12 protein-coding genes are annotated in these 13,402 nt (G+C 62.6%); 3 read left to right on the top strand and 9 right to left on the bottom strand.

Annotated elements, in window-relative coordinates:
• Positions 1 to 30: 30 nt before the first annotated feature.
• Complete coding sequence (locus tag HMPREF2927_RS09390) at positions 31 to 1,491, bottom strand: RNase H family protein (protein WP_070686029.1); 1,461 nt, start codon at positions 1,489 to 1,491, stop codon at positions 31 to 33.
• A gap of 174 nt (positions 1,492 to 1,665) precedes the next feature.
• Here HMPREF2927_RS09390 and HMPREF2927_RS04870 point away from each other — a divergent pair, with 174 nt between their 5' ends.
• A complete protein-coding gene (locus HMPREF2927_RS04870; protein ID WP_070686027.1) occupies positions 1,666 to 2,658 on the top strand; it encodes a 4'-phosphopantetheinyl transferase family protein in 993 nt (330 codons plus the stop codon).
• Positions 2,659 to 2,791: 133 nt separating this feature from the next.
• On the opposite strand, the gene HMPREF2927_RS04865 is transcribed toward HMPREF2927_RS04870, so the two are convergent.
• The 4 genes from HMPREF2927_RS04865 to HMPREF2927_RS04850 all read right to left on the bottom strand — a co-directional run bounded on the left by HMPREF2927_RS04865 (position 2,792) and on the right by HMPREF2927_RS04850 (position 7,142).
• On the bottom strand, positions 2,792 to 3,895 hold the full coding sequence (locus HMPREF2927_RS04865; RefSeq protein WP_070686024.1) for an isochorismate synthase: 1,104 nt from the start codon (positions 3,893 to 3,895) through the stop codon (positions 2,792 to 2,794).
• Positions 3,896 to 3,958: 63 nt separating this feature from the next.
• Complete coding sequence (locus HMPREF2927_RS04860) at positions 3,959 to 4,726, bottom strand: SDR family oxidoreductase (RefSeq protein ID WP_070686022.1); 768 nt, start codon at positions 4,724 to 4,726, stop codon at positions 3,959 to 3,961.
• Complete coding sequence (locus HMPREF2927_RS04855) at positions 4,723 to 5,424, bottom strand: isochorismatase family protein (protein WP_070686020.1); 702 nt, start codon at positions 5,422 to 5,424, stop codon at positions 4,723 to 4,725. The genes HMPREF2927_RS04860 and HMPREF2927_RS04855 overlap by 4 nt, the downstream gene beginning before the upstream one ends.
• A 308-nt stretch (positions 5,425 to 5,732) precedes the next feature.
• Positions 5,733 to 7,142 (bottom strand): FAD-dependent oxidoreductase, encoded by a 1,410-nt coding sequence (locus tag HMPREF2927_RS04850; RefSeq protein WP_070686018.1) that lies wholly within the window; start codon positions 7,140 to 7,142, stop codon positions 5,733 to 5,735.
• A gap of 246 nt (positions 7,143 to 7,388) precedes the next feature.
• On the opposite strand from HMPREF2927_RS04850, the gene HMPREF2927_RS04845 reads away from it, so the two are divergent.
• Entirely contained in the window at positions 7,389 to 7,895 is a 507-nt protein-coding gene (locus HMPREF2927_RS04845; protein WP_070686016.1) for a mycothiol transferase, read from the top strand.
• A gap of 103 nt (positions 7,896 to 7,998) precedes the next feature.
• Here HMPREF2927_RS04845 and rlmC read toward each other — a convergent pair whose 3' ends face one another.
• The 4 genes from rlmC to HMPREF2927_RS04825 all read right to left on the bottom strand — a co-directional run bounded on the left by rlmC (position 7,999) and on the right by HMPREF2927_RS04825 (position 12,490).
• Positions 7,999 to 9,132, bottom strand: coding sequence for a 23S rRNA (uracil(747)-C(5))-methyltransferase RlmC (gene rlmC, locus HMPREF2927_RS04840; protein ID WP_070686014.1), 1,134 nt, complete (start codon positions 9,130 to 9,132; stop codon positions 7,999 to 8,001).
• Between the two features lie 207 nt (positions 9,133 to 9,339).
• On the bottom strand, positions 9,340 to 10,962 hold the full coding sequence (groL, locus tag HMPREF2927_RS04835) for a chaperonin GroEL (RefSeq protein ID WP_070686012.1): 1,623 nt from the start codon (positions 10,960 to 10,962) through the stop codon (positions 9,340 to 9,342).
• A gap of 370 nt (positions 10,963 to 11,332) precedes the next feature.
• The gene (locus HMPREF2927_RS04830; protein ID WP_070686010.1) at positions 11,333 to 11,905 is read right to left on the bottom strand and encodes a LytR C-terminal domain-containing protein; all 573 of its coding nucleotides are present in this window, start codon (positions 11,903 to 11,905) and stop codon (positions 11,333 to 11,335) included.
• 261 nt (positions 11,906 to 12,166) lie between these two features.
• Positions 12,167 to 12,490: a DUF3263 domain-containing protein gene (locus tag HMPREF2927_RS04825; protein WP_070686008.1), complete on the bottom strand. Its 324-nt coding sequence runs from the start codon at positions 12,488 to 12,490 to the stop codon at positions 12,167 to 12,169.
• A 170-nt stretch (positions 12,491 to 12,660) separates the two neighbouring features.
• Between HMPREF2927_RS04825 and HMPREF2927_RS04820 the strand changes: the two genes are divergently transcribed.
• Positions 12,661 to 13,332 carry a uracil-DNA glycosylase gene (locus HMPREF2927_RS04820; protein WP_070686006.1) on the top strand — a complete coding sequence of 224 codons (672 nt, stop codon included), beginning with the start codon at positions 12,661 to 12,663 and terminating at the stop codon, positions 13,330 to 13,332.
• Positions 13,333 to 13,402: the final 70 nt, after the last annotated feature.

The following is a 13,402-nucleotide window of genomic DNA, read 5'->3' as shown; positions in this document are numbered from 1 at the left end:
AGAAGCCCGTGAACCAGGCGATTGAACCTTTTATGCGGCGGGGGTCTCCTGACGGAAACGCAGACGCCACAGGCCGCGCTCAGCGTCGTAATGCCAGATGCTCGAACGGCTCACGCGACCGCGCGCGGTGGCAACCGCCGCCATAACCAGCACGCTGGAAGAATCCAGCACCTGCACACCCTGCTTGAGCGGGGCACCCTGCTGGGTGAAGGCGCGTTCACGGTACTGCAGCACCGAGGAGCGGGACACCGACTTGCCGGTGGCGGTCACCCACACCAGACGCTCGTGCAGCATGGACTCCAGCTGCGCCGCCTCCATGACGGAGCCGCGGCTCTCGAGTAGTTGTTCTGCGGCGGCGGCTTCCTCAGGGTTCAGGACAACGGGGTTCGGGGCAGGCGCGGCGGGAGCAACGGGCGCAGGCACAGAAGGCTGAGTATGCGCAACAGACTGGACAGGCGCACCAGGCTGAGCGGGCTCTACGGTCTGTGCGGGCGCCGCGGCGGGCTCTAGAGCGGGCTCTACCGCCTGCTCTTCTGCATGTTCTTCCGTCTCGCCCAGAAGTTCCGCCGGGTCAACATCGTTCGGGTCCAGGCCCGCGAACTCTTCCAGACCGGTCAGGTCATCCTCTTCTTCCGCCTGCGCGGCTCTGGATGCCTGCTGAGCGGTTTCCTGCTGGCGCGCCAGTGCCTTTGCGTCACGCTCGGCGGCGCGCTCTGCCGCGAGCGCCAGCTGTTCCTTGCGGGTGCGGACCACCTCCGGATCGGGGGCATTCACCGCGGAGGCGGGGCGCAGCAGACCGGACAGGCGCAGGCTCTCCACGCCTCGCTGGGCGTTCTCAATCTCGGCTGCGGTGAATTCCTGCACGGGCAGGTGGGCGTCCGCGGAAGACTCGGAGGGCGCCAGCTTAGAGAGGGCAACGTCAGAGAGTGCAGGTTCTGCGGACGGAGCGTTCACAATCGGCACTTCAACAGCCGGAGCCTCCACAGGCTCAGCCGCAGTAGCAGGTTCAGCAGCCGCACCGAAGCCGGGGCCGTGCGCAGGTTCGCGGCCCTCCTGATAGGCGCGCGCAGCACCATTCGCCAGGGAATCCGCCTTCTCGTTGAGCTCGTGACCCGCGTGGCCCTTCACCCAAATAAACTCGTAGTCGCGGCCAGTCAGCGCCTGATCCAGCGCTTCCAGAAGATCGCGGTTGAGCACGGGCTTGCCGTCAGACTTCTTCCAGCCCTTCTTCTTCCAGCCGGACATCCACTTGGTCAGCGAGTTAATGACGTACTGGCTATCGCAGTACACGCGCAGCTTCGCCTCCGGGCGGGATGCGGTCGCCTCGAACAGGTCCAGGACAGCTTTGAGCTCACCCATGTTATTGGTGCCGTGCGCCCAGCCGCCGCTCGCCCAGTGGTCATCGTCGATATACCATGCCCAGCCCGCCGGTCCGGGGTTGCCCAGCGCCGAGCCGTCTGCGGCGGCAATGATTTCTTGCGTGCTGTTCACGGTACCTTCTTTCTGTACCGCCGCTCTATTGTGCGGGCGGCTGTCCGTAATGATGTCTGTGATGACTTTACCGCACCGGCGGCGAGGGTGCGTAGCGCATGGTCGCCGCTGTGGACAACCTCAAGTAGCCTCGCAACGCAAATTGCCGTAATGCCGGGCGGGTACACTAAACCTATGAGCTATTCTGCCCCCGAAACACCCAGCGCACAGCGCCCGGAGCGCCCTACCGCCCGTCCGAGCGAGCGCGTGCAGATTTTCGCTCTTCCCACCCGTACGATGTACGGTTCCCTGCGTTTTAGCTGGTTGAGCTACCTGGGGCTTGCTGAGCAGCAGCATGCGGCGCAGTTGCCGACCTCCACGGCGGCGGTCAGCTACCTGAGCACTCAGGCGCTCATGCGCGCCATGGCTGCGGCACGTCTGGATGTGCCATCCAGCGCCGCTTCTGAGATTGAGGTGGATCGTTCCTGCACCCTGTGCACCAGCGGTAAGAAGCACGGTAAGCCACGTATTGCGGGCGTGAATTTCAATATGTCGCAGGTGAATCCGCTGGTCGTGGGCGCGTTTAGTCGTAATTCTTCGGCGGTGCTTGGCGTGGATGTTGAGACCCTGGATGCGCGCTTGTTCTCCGGTTTTGCGCGCCTGGCGCTCTCCAATGAAGAACGCGCATTCTATGAGCGGGTGGCGCAGGAACGCCCCGCCCCCGTACTGCACCTGCTCTCTGTGGCGCTGTGGACCGCTAAGGAAGCGGTGCTCAAGGCGACCGGCCACGGCCTGAGCGTGGTGCCGTCCCTGGTTCGGGTGCAGCTCACCGATGACCTGTTGGATGCGCTCGAACTTGCCATGAACGAGGAGGACCCGGGGGACCCTCTGGGCAGCAACGCTTCCGAGCCGACCGCCCTGCGCGTACTGATTCAGGACAGCTTGACCGCCCAAGCGACCTTTAGCGCGCCCCCTGGTAGTAGTCAGGGCGGCGAGGTTGCCGAGCGAAGCTTTAGCCTGCAGTGGGTACCCGTAGCGCTCCCCGACGCGGAGAGCCCCGAGCACGCGCAGAAGATGCTCATCGCCCTGGCAGTGGAGAACCCTGCCGAGGGTGAGCCCGCGCAGGTTGAGGCTCAGCTTCTGCCGGTGGCTACTCCCCTGGAATTCAAGCGCCTGCTCACCGATTAGCCGCGCTCAATCCCCTAACACCTGATACAACGACGGAACGCGCCCGCCATGCCAGCGAGCGCGTTCCGTCGTTTTATTCAGTCATCGTATTCAGTCGTTTTATTCTGCCTCGTCAAGGCGTTCAAGGCAGAACCTAAGGGGTATCCTCACCCAGGGTCTCCACGCCCAGGGCGCGACCAAAGCTACCGAGCTTCGTGCCAGTCTCCGTGTGCTCCAGCTCCGGGTCGGACTCAGCCACAATACCCGCACCCGCGTACAGCACCGCCTCGTCCGGGCTGACCTGGGCGCAGCGCAACACCAGCGCCCACTCGCCGTTACCCTCGGCGTCCATGTAGCCGACCAGGCCGCCAAAGTAACGGCGCTCGAAAGACTCCAGCTGGCGAATCAGTTCCAGCGCCTTCTCAGTGGGGGCACCGCAAATCGCGGGGGTCGGGTGGATCGCGCGGGCACCGTCCAAGCAGGTCAGCCCCTCCTTCAGCACGCCGTCGATGGGGGTCGCCAGGTGCCAGAGCTGCGGGGTCTGCAGCAGCGAAGGCACCTGCGGCACGTTCAGCTCCTCGGCAATGGGTGCCAGGCGCTCGGAAATATCGTTGATGACGTAGGCGTGCTCGTGGCGGTCCTTGGGGGAGGCGAACAGGCGGTCACGAATCGCCTCGTCCTCGGCGCTACCGGGCTCGGCAATGCGCGGGGCGCTGCCGGCCAGCGGGTGGGTCTTAAATGCGCGGCCCTCGGTGCGGAACACCAGCTCCGGGGAGGCGCCCATCAGGTAGCTTCCGCTCATACCGCGCTCACCCTCGGGCAGGCGCACCGCAAAGTTGAACGCGGAACGCTGCTGGGCGCGCAGGTTGTTGTACAGCGCCTCCAGGTTGAGAGCGCCGGGTGCGTAGCGGGCGGTGAGCACACGCGAAAGCACGATTTTGCTCAGCTCACCCGCCTTCATGCGCTCCACGGCGGTCGCAACGGCGGCACGGAACCGGTCGTTCTGCCGTCCGGTGACCGATACCGGCTCGGCAAGCGCCACGGTCTGCTCGGGGACCGGCACCTGCTGCTCCTCCAGGCGTTCGGGCACGAAGAGGTAGGCGGGCATATCGGGGTCAAAAGGGATCAGACCCACGACGGCGCTACCGGCACGTTTCGCCTCGTCCAGGGCATTATCGAAGGTGACAGGGGTCATCGCACCGGATGCGCGCAGGACGCGGGTGCCGGTGGCAAAGATAAAGTCGGGAAGGTTCGTCATCGTACTTCTATCAGTGGTGTGTGGGTTCGCGCCGGGCATCTAAACGCCGGACACGGGGTGCCGTTAGAGGGTCGCGCCGCCGTCGGCGACAATCTCCTGCATGGTGATGTGGCGTGCCGCCTCAGAAATGAGGAAAGCGTTGACCGCCGCAATATCCGCCGGGTCGGCAATACGGCGCAGCGGAATGCCCAGGCGGAACGTTTGCGGATTACCGGCAACCGGCAGGGCGGAGCGGTCCTCCCCCTCCCAGGCGTCAGTCACCATGGGGGTTCGGGTGGTGCCGGGGCAGACCGAGTTCACGCGAATACCGTGCGCGGCAAGCTGCAGGCCGAAGCTGGAACTCACGCGCGCCGCCGACGCCTTCGATGCACCGTAAGCGCCAAACTCCGCGCGGGGCACACGTGCCGCGTTGGAGGCGACCGTCACCAGGGAGCGACTGTTCGCCGGGTCGGCTTCCTGCTGGTCAATCATGATGCGCGCGAATTCGCGCAGGCACAGGAACACGCCGTCGGAGTTGACCGCGTGCAAGCGCTTCCAGGTGTCGAAACTGGTTTCCAGCAGCGGCTGGCTGTGGGCGATACCCGCGGCGAGCACGGCACCGGTGATGGGTTCGTCGAGTGCCGCTACAGCGTTGGCGAGGGCGGTGACGGACTCTTCGCTCGTAACGTCTACGGTGCGGTAGCGGAAGATCGCGTCCCCGTAGGTACCGAAGGAAGCAATGGGCTGCTCCGCAAGGTCAGCCGCAAACACCGAATAGCCGTTCTTAATGAGCTGGTGGACGGTTGCCTCACCAATACCGCCGTTCGCGCCGGTCACAATGACCCAGCTCATGCGCGCGCCTCCTCAGCAGTCTCAGCCTTCTCAGCACCTTCTGCAGCATGCAGGTCGGCGAGTACATCGGCGGTGTTCAGCACGCGGGCGCAACGAGCCGAAGCGTACTCGCACGCTATGCGGTGCTCCTCCTCCGAGAAGTCGGCGAGCGCATCCGCAACCATAAACGGCTGAATATCACGCATGAACGCCTCCAGGGCGGTGGTCAGGCAGCCAATGTGCGCGTACACACCGCCGATAATGAGCTGGTCGCGACCGGACTCCTTGAGCAGGTCTTCGAAGGGGCTGCGCACGAACGCGGAGTAGCGCCACTTGGTCAGCATGGTGTCGCGGTCGGTGGGTGCCAGTTCGTCGAGCACACGGGCGGACTCGTCGTTCTGCAGGCCGTCGCCCCAGAAGTCGATGAGCAGGCGGCGGTCTTCTGGGTTCTGGCGCGGCGGCTGCGCGGTGTAGTAGACCGGGATTCCGGCGGCGTGGGCGGCGTCAATGAGGCGGCGCAGGTTCCGAATGGCGATGTTGATCTGGGCGTCCGGGTTGCCGTTGCTCTCACCCAGGTTGGCGCCTTCGAAAGCCTGGACGAAGTGTACCTGCATGTCGTGCACGAGCAGTACAGCGCGGGAGGGGTCTACGGGCCAGCTCACGCGGTTGCTGTGTTCACGGTCGACGTAGGTGTAGGGCTTGATTTTGGGCAGTGCCATGATTCTCCCGGTTCGTGCCTATGGTTTTTTCGGTTGTATGCGCGGCGCAGGCAGTGCGCTGTGGTGGGTGTAGCAGCGAGTGGGTGTCTCCTCCGAGCCCTCTCGCGCTGACCACCCAATCGGTGAGCTTGCGCTTATCTCATAACCATCTTAGGGCATACTTAGCAACAAGGTATATCTGAACTTTAACAAAAATGCTTCCCCACCCGCACCCCCGTTGATAGCACAACGGGCGGAACGGGCAGGGAAGCACTCAGACAAGCAGAAACGCTATACGAACCGGGAATTCAGCCGCGATTCTAGTTCAACTAGTTCACGGGCGCCGCGACGGCAAGAACCTCATTCAGACCCTCAGTGATCGAGGGGTGAGTGTAAATCTCATCGCGCAGCTGCGAAGCAGTAATGCCATGGCGCATCGCCAGAGCCACCAGGTTAATAACCTCCATGGACTCGATTACCAGCAGCTGGGCACCCAGAATCTGGTCGCTCTGCGCGTCAATCACGAACTTCATGATGCCGCGCGGGTTCTCCTGGGTCTTCGCGCGCGGCATCGCGGCAACCGCGGCAACCGGCTTCGAAGCGACCTTCACCTTGTGGCCAGCCTCAATCGCCTCACGCTCGGTCAGACCCACGGAAGACAGCGGCGGGTTCATGTAAATGGTCGAAGCCACTGCCTTGCGATCCTTAGTGGAGCGGGAACCGTCACCGACCAGCTGGGAGAGCACCACGCGGTAGTCATCCATGGAGATGTAGGTGAACTGCGGGCCGCCGTTCACGTCACCGAGCGCGAAAATGTTCGGCACGGTGCTGCGCAGGTGCTCATCCACGACAATTGCGCCGTGGTCGTTGGTTTCGATGCTGGTGTTCTCCAGGCCCAGACCCTCGGTGGCGGGCTTGCGGCCGGTCGCAACCATCACGTAGTCCACCTCCAGCTCCCGGGTAGCGCCCTCGGAGTCGAGGTAGGTCACGGTCACCGAGTCAGCGCCGTCTTTGAAGGACTGCACACGCACGCCGGTGTGAGCGGTAATGTCCTGGTCTGCGATAATCTCGCGGGCAATCTGGGCAACGTCCTCATCGTAGCGGCCGAAGAGGGCGGGTACGCCGTCCAGAATGGTCACCTCGGTACCGTAGGAGGAGAAAATACCGGCGAACTCAACACCGATGGGGCCACCACCGATAATGCCCAGGCGCTTGGGGCGCGGGGTGAGCTTCTGCAGCTCGGTGGAGGTGAGCACACGCTCAGATTCGCGGATACCCTCAATCGGCGGGATAACCGACACGGCACCGGTGTTGACGATGAAGTAGTCGGCGGTAACGCGCAGGGTGTCCTCGCCCGCGGTGACCTCAACCTCGGTGTCGGAGATGAAACGTGCGTGACCGTCAATGAGCTTAGCGGTCTCGTTGGACAGCAGGATCTCGCGGTTCTTGGCGCGCATCATGCCGGTCAGCTTGTCACGGAAAACCACGGCGGATTCGTAGGCAGCGTTTGCCTCTTCAAGGCTACGCTCGCCGCTGGCGCGGAACTCGTCGGCGCGGTGCACGAGCGCCTTGGTGGGTACGCAACCGATGTTAATGCAGGTGCCGCCGTACATGCCGGTGGACTGTTCGATGAGGGCAACGTTCTTGCCGGTCTTAGCGTATGCGCCGGCGAGGGTCTTGCCGCCCTTGCCGAAGCCAATGACGACCATGTCAAAGTGCAGCTGAGCGGGGGTGGTCATAATATTCTCCTGTGAAATTTAGATGATGATGTCTTCACAGAGTTCAACGCAAAGAAATGAGCATTATTCCCGTGCACCACATTTTTTCTTGCCACCCCAATTCACGCCCCCACCGCTAGGAAGTGAGCAAAGCCCCCTCCCTTCTTCCACAGCCACCCCTCAGAGCCCGCGCGGGCGTAGACTAAAACTACCCGGCTCCCTACAAGAAGCCGGCCTAAAGGAAGCCAGCAAATTCAGGAGAACTCCATGAACACCCACGATATTCTGCGTGACGCCGCCAGCCGCCCCGGTATCGAAGCCGCCGTAGCCGTCAAGGGGCTATCCCCCGAGGCGCTCAACGCCCACCCGGGCGGGCACCCGAACTCTATCGCCTGGCTGCTCTGGCACGCCGGACGACAGATGGACATGCAGCTCTCCGCCCTCAACGGTCAGCCGCAGATCTGGGAGGCTCAGGGCTTCAGGGAACGCTTCAACCTGGGCGAGCTGGGCGACACCATGGGCTACAGCCACGCCGCAGAGCAGGCGCGTTCCATCGTGGTTGAAGATTCTGCCCTGCTGGTGGAGTACCTTGTGGCGACCGGCGAGGCGCTCGCGGCCTACGCACAGACGCTGAGCGAGGCTGATTTGAGTGAGGTTATTGACCGTTCGTGGACTCCGCCGGTGACTCGCGGTGTGCGTCTGGTCAGCATGATTGACGATGCGGCGCAGCACGTGGGTCAGGCGGCGTACGTGGCGGGTATTCTCGCCGCCTAGGATTTCGCGGCGCAGGATTTCACGCCCGCTAGGGGGCATGAAAAGGCGGTGGCGCCTCGGACACAACCGTCCGAGACGCCACCGCCTACACATCTAAAAGCCGCTACTGCCTCTGCAGCAGCACCATGACCTCGTAGTGGTCCGTATGCGGGAACATGTCCAGCACACGGCCCTGCACCGGCGCAAACGAGGGCATGCGCCCCAGATCCTTCGCCAAAGTCACGGCGTTACAGCTCGAATATACCACGCGGTCAATACCCGAACCCTCAATCCACGCGCACAAGCTCTCACCAATACCGCGGCGCGGCGGGTTCACCACCAGCATCTGCGGCACCGTGCCAGAAGACACCGCGAACTCCGGCGCATCCTGAGCCGAAAAGTCCACACCCTCCAGGCCGTACTCAGCGACCGTGCGCTGCGCCGAAGCGACCGCCTCCGCACTAATCTCAATGCCCGTCACCGAGCCGCCGTCCATCACCGAAGCGGCATGCAGAGCAAAACCACCCACGCCACAGTACAGGTCCCACAGCGAGCGCGGAGCCACCTCACGCACCCACTCACGACCCTGCGCGTACATCGCCTCAGCAACCTTCGTGTTCGTCTGGAAGAAGCTCTGCGGACGCAAATGCAGAGTCAGGTCGTTCACCTGCATCGGCAGAGTCTGACGCTCCGAAAGGATAATCTCCTCATCACCCTCAACGCGCGCCACCGGCTCACGCAGCAGGTTCACCGACAGCACCGCCAGGTTCGGCAGCCGCTCCTGCAGCCAGTCCATCTGACGGCGAATCGGCACCAGCAGCTTCTTCGAACGCAACACGAAACGCACCATCAGCTCACCCGCCGCCGAAGCAGTCACCAGAATATTCTTCAGCTCACCGCGACGATTCGGAATGTCATAGGGGGTCAGGTCCGCGCGCTGAATCAGCTCACGCAGCACCGGAATAGCCGCCTGAATCGGCTCCATATAGAGCGGGCATGCGCCAAGATCCGTGGAGGCGCCCGTACGGTAATCCACGATGCCGAGGGTCGGGTTCTTCGCCGAACCACCCACCACGAGCTTCGCCTTGTTGCGGAAGCCCGCCTCCGCGCTGGTCACCGGGTCCAGCCACTGCAGCTGCGGGTAGTTAGCGAGCAGGGCGCGGGCGTGCTCCTGCTTCGCCTGCACCTGCGCGGTGTAGGCGGTCTCAATGCTGGGGCAGGAGGAGCAGAGGTCATCACGAAAATAGGCGCATTCCATAAGGAGCCATTCTACCGCCTCCACCGCCGGGACAGGACGCATGGGCACACAAAAGCGGGGGCGGCCACCCTTCATGGGTAGCCGCCCCCGCCTCATACGGATGCGTGGACCTGCGCCGGTTTGGGTACCAGCGTTAGGTCACCACCGGGTCACGCTTCGCGTGCCACGGATTCCGTAGAAATTTACCCCATCAGGGATAAATTTTTACTACATCATTCCGCCCATTGCGTCCGCACCGGGAGCAGCCGCACCAGCGGGCTCCGGCTTGTTCGCAACAACAGCCTCAGTGGTCAGGAACAGACCAGCAATCGACGCAGCGTTCTGCAGAGCCGAACGGGTCACCTTCACCGGGTCAGCAATACCAGCAGCCATCAGATCCTCGTACTCGCCGGTCGCAGCGTTCAGACCGGTACCAGCAGGCAGGGAACGAACGCGGTCAACCACAACGCCCGGCTCCAGACCAGCGTTAGCAGCGATCTGCTTCAGCGGTGCATCAATAGCCACGCGCACAATGTTCGCGCCGGTAGCCTCGTCACCGGTCAGCTCCAGCTTGTCGAAGACCTTCACGCCAGCCTGAATCAGAGCAACGCCACCACCGGGGACGATACCCTCCTCAACAGCAGCCTTAGCGTTACGCACAGCATCCTCAATGCGGTGCTTGCGTTCCTTCAGCTCAACCTCAGTTGCGGCACCAGCCTTCAGCACAGCAACACCACCGGCGAGCTTAGCCAGGCGCTCCTGCAGCTTCTCACGGTCGTAGTCGGAGTCAGAGTTAGCAATCTCTGCGCGAATCTGAGCCACGCGACCCTCAATAGCCACTGCATCGCCTGCACCCTCAATGATGGTGGTCTCGTCCTTGGTCACAACGACCTTGCGAGCGGAACCGAGCATGTCCAAGGTTGCTGCGTCCAGGGACAGGCCAACCTCTTCGGTAATGACCTGGCCACCGGTCAGGATAGCGATATCAGCCATCTGAGCCTTACGGCGGTCACCGAAGCCCGGAGCCTTCACAGCAACAGACTTGATGGAGCCGCGCATCTTGTTCAGCACCAGCAGAGCCAGAGCCTCACCCTCAACGTCCTCAGCAACGATCAGCAGCGGCTTGCCGGACTGCATGACCTTCTCCAGGACGGGGACGAGGTCCTTAACGTTCGAAATCTTCTGGTTCACAACCAGGATGTAGGGGTCCTCCAGGACTGCTTCCTGACGCTCCGGGTCGGTCACGAAGTAACCGGACAGGAAGCCCTTGTCGAAGCGCATACCCTCAGTCAGTTCGAGGTGCAGACCGAAAGTGTTGGAGTCCTCAACGGTGATGACGCCTTCCTTGCCGACCTTCTCCATTGCCTCAGCAATGAGCTTGCCGATCTCAGCGTCGCCAGCGGAAATAGACGCGGTTGCAGCGATCTCTTCCTCGGTCTCAACTTCCTTTGCGGAGGAGAGCAGAGCCTCGGTCACAGCCTCAACAGCCTTCTCAATGCCGCGCTTGAGGCTCAGCGGGTCAGCGCCAGCAGCCACGTTGCGCAGGCCCTCGCGAACCAGTGCCTGAGCCAGAACGGTAGCGGTGGTGGTACCGTCACCTGCGATGTCGTCAGTCTTCTTAGCAACTTCCTTGACGAGCTCCGCACCAATCTTCTCGTACGGATCCTCCAGCTCGATTTCCTTCGCGATCGAGACACCGTCGTTGGTGATGGTGGGGGCGCCCCACGCCTTCTCCAGCACAACGTTGCGGCCGCGGGGGCCGAGGGTCACCTTCACTGCATCGGCGAGGGTGTTCAAACCGCGCTCAAGGCCGCGGCGTGCCTCTTCGTCAAAAGCAATGAGCTTTGCCATAAGTGTCCTCCTGGACGATCGGATTTTTTCCTTCACCCCTGCGGGTGCGGTACATCTAAATCGGGTGGCTGCCCCTCCACAACGCCCCCGTTACGCAGGCGCGGGCAGAGTAGGGCATAAAGCACCCGAATGCTACATCAATTGTGGCACCCGCACCGGCATGGAGCAAACGTTTAAGCCCAAGGTTGAAGGGTTAATCGCCCAGTGCTTAATCTGCGCTCATCAACCCCGCCAAAAGGGGCGTTATCGGTGTGCCCGCCGGGGGGCGCGTGAGGGGTGTTAAAAGCATCAACCCCACCCGGCGCATCAGTGGAATTGCACGAGTGGGGTTGATGAAAGTTTGTAATTACAAAGCGGCGGACGCCGGGGCCTAGCCGGTGTAATCGGAAGCCAGCACCACAATCACCTCGTGGTTACCCATCTCAACACTGGCGGTTGCCTGTCGTACCTGCGAAATATCCAGCTTCGAGGCGATGCTCTGCGCCTGCGACTGGTAGCCCTCAGCATAGTAGACCACGCTGGTTGCCGGTGCCGCACCCGTGTAGTTTGCCGTCTCGCTGATGGTATAACCGGTCAGCAGTGCCGCCGCACCGGATGCGCTACCCGCCGGAGCCGCCGCATTGTAGACCGCCACAGAGATGGACTCAGCCAGACCGGTCTTCGTAGCGCTTGCCGATGCGGAAGCCTTAGCCGGCGCAGAGGACGCCGACGCACTTGCGGGGGCGGAGCTACTCTTCGCGGTGGACGCCGAATACTGCGGGGAGGCGGTGCGCGGCGCGTACACGTACATTGCGCCGCCGATGAGCAGACCAACTACGCCTGCAGCTACCAGGGGGATAGCGCCCTTGGGGCTCTTTGCCGGGTCAGCATTGACCGCACGGTAGGTTCCGCGGCGGGCGGTATTTTCGTCTACCTCGTCAAATTCGTCGCGGGGGTAGCTCATTTATCCTCATTTCACGGGTCTCTGTTTACCGGCTGGTACCGTACCGCCCTACCGGGCGCGCGGGCGCGGCTACGGAAGGTGCGGTCTTGGTGTTCTAGTACCTAGAGTACCGGCTCAACTAGCGAGAACCAACGTGAACGCCCCGCAACCGGCTGTGAAAGAGACGGACACCGCACAGTGTTCAATCTCTGGTTGAACTTGAGGTGCGCGGGGTTGAAAGCAGGAGTTGGAAAGCTCCCACAGCTCCCCCAGTTCGAGCTCCTAGTCAGCGTCTCGGCGGGCGCGCAGAACCTCGATAATCTGCGGCGCTGCGGCACGTACCCGCTCATCATCGAGCATCACGTTCAGGCGCTGATAGTAGGCAATCGGAGTAAATCCGGCGGCGATAATCGCCTTCTCTTTGGAGCCCTGGTGCTTGAAGCGGCGGCGCTCCACCTCAAGGATGCGGCGCTCCACCGGGGTCAGGCCGCCGGGCTGCTGCTGCACTTCCGGCTGATTCTGTGTTTCTACCTGGTTCTCTGCCTCCGCATGAGCCCCTGCCTCTGCCTGGATCTCAGTGTTTTCGGCGCATTCCTGTTCTGTCATGTTCCCTCCTGTCTGTAGCTCGCCTGCCGCGGCTGGCGTCTCCTAGCGCGTGCATCCGTCATCCCCTAGTCTAGAAGAGAAACTCAGTCTAGAGGAGAAACATTCAGCCCGCACCCGGCCCCGTCACCGTCCGGGTCGCATCAGCACCAGGAGATTCCCCGAGGAGATTTATGAACCAGCCCCTCAGCAACATTATGAGCGAGGATTGGGCGGCAGCACTTGCCCCCGTCGAAGAGCAGATTCACGCCATGGGCGCTTTCCTGCGTGAGGAGCACGCGGCGGGGTACCGTACGTTCCCGCCTGCTGCCGATATTTTCAATGCGTTCCGCCGCCCGATGAGCGGGGTAAAGGTCCTCATTATTGGTCAGGACCCCTACCCTACTCCGGGCAATGCGATGGGTCTGTCGTTCTCGGTGCACCGCGGTATGCCGTTGCCTCGTTCGCTGAACAATATTTACAAGGAACTTGAGGACGATCTGGGTATTGCCCCGGCTGATCACGGCGATCTGTCCTGTTGGGCTGATGAGGGCGTCATGCTGCTCAACAGGGTTTTGACGGTGCGTGAGTCTGATGCGGGTTCGCACCGCGGCAAGGGTTGGGAGGAGATTACCGAGTGCGCTATCCGTGCCCTGGTGGCGCGTAACCAGCCGCTGGTGGGTCTGCTGTGGGGTGCGGATGCACGCAAGTGCGCACCCATGTTGCAGCCGTACCCGAGCGTGGAGTCGGCGCATCCTTCGCCGCTGTCTGCTCGTCGTGGTTTCTTTGGTTCGCGCCCGTTTTCGACGGTGAATTCTTTGCTTGTGCAGCAGGGGGAAGAGCCGGTGGATTGGACGGTCCGCTAGGCGCAGCACATGAGCCAGTGTATGAGCTGGCGCAATAGGGATAGTGAAGGGGCGGTAGCCTGTGAGTTGA

Source organism: Rothia sp. HMSC061E04 (assembly GCF_001813685.1).
Lineage (GTDB): Bacteria > Actinomycetota > Actinomycetes > Actinomycetales > Micrococcaceae > Rothia > Rothia mucilaginosa.
This window is presented reverse-complemented; position numbering and strand designations above follow the sequence as displayed.

Excerpts from the sequence above, each read along its gene's own strand:
- HMPREF2927_RS04830 (WP_070686010.1), bottom strand. The coding sequence starts at position 11,905 with ATGAGCTACCCCCGCGACGAATTTGACGAGGTAGACGAAAATACCGCC.
- HMPREF2927_RS04865 (WP_070686024.1), bottom strand. The coding sequence starts at position 3,895 with ATGACGAACCTTCCCGACTTTATCTTTGCCACCGGCACCCGCGTCCTG.
- rlmC (WP_070686014.1), bottom strand. The coding sequence starts at position 9,132 with ATGGAATGCGCCTATTTTCGTGATGACCTCTGCTCCTCCTGCCCCAGC.
- HMPREF2927_RS04845 (WP_070686016.1), top strand. The coding sequence starts at position 7,389 with ATGAACACCCACGATATTCTGCGTGACGCCGCCAGCCGCCCCGGTATC.
- groL (WP_070686012.1), bottom strand. The coding sequence starts at position 10,962 with ATGGCAAAGCTCATTGCTTTTGACGAAGAGGCACGCCGCGGCCTTGAG.
- HMPREF2927_RS04860 (WP_070686022.1), bottom strand. The coding sequence starts at position 4,726 with ATGAGCTGGGTCATTGTGACCGGCGCGAACGGCGGTATTGGTGAGGCA.
- HMPREF2927_RS04855 (WP_070686020.1), bottom strand. The coding sequence starts at position 5,424 with ATGGCACTGCCCAAAATCAAGCCCTACACCTACGTCGACCGTGAACAC.
- HMPREF2927_RS04870 (WP_070686027.1), top strand. The coding sequence starts at position 1,666 with ATGAGCTATTCTGCCCCCGAAACACCCAGCGCACAGCGCCCGGAGCGC.
- HMPREF2927_RS04825 (WP_070686008.1), bottom strand. The coding sequence starts at position 12,490 with ATGACAGAACAGGAATGCGCCGAAAACACTGAGATCCAGGCAGAGGCA.
- HMPREF2927_RS04850 (WP_070686018.1), bottom strand. The coding sequence starts at position 7,142 with ATGACCACCCCCGCTCAGCTGCACTTTGACATGGTCGTCATTGGCTTC.
- HMPREF2927_RS04820 (WP_070686006.1), top strand. The coding sequence starts at position 12,661 with ATGAACCAGCCCCTCAGCAACATTATGAGCGAGGATTGGGCGGCAGCA.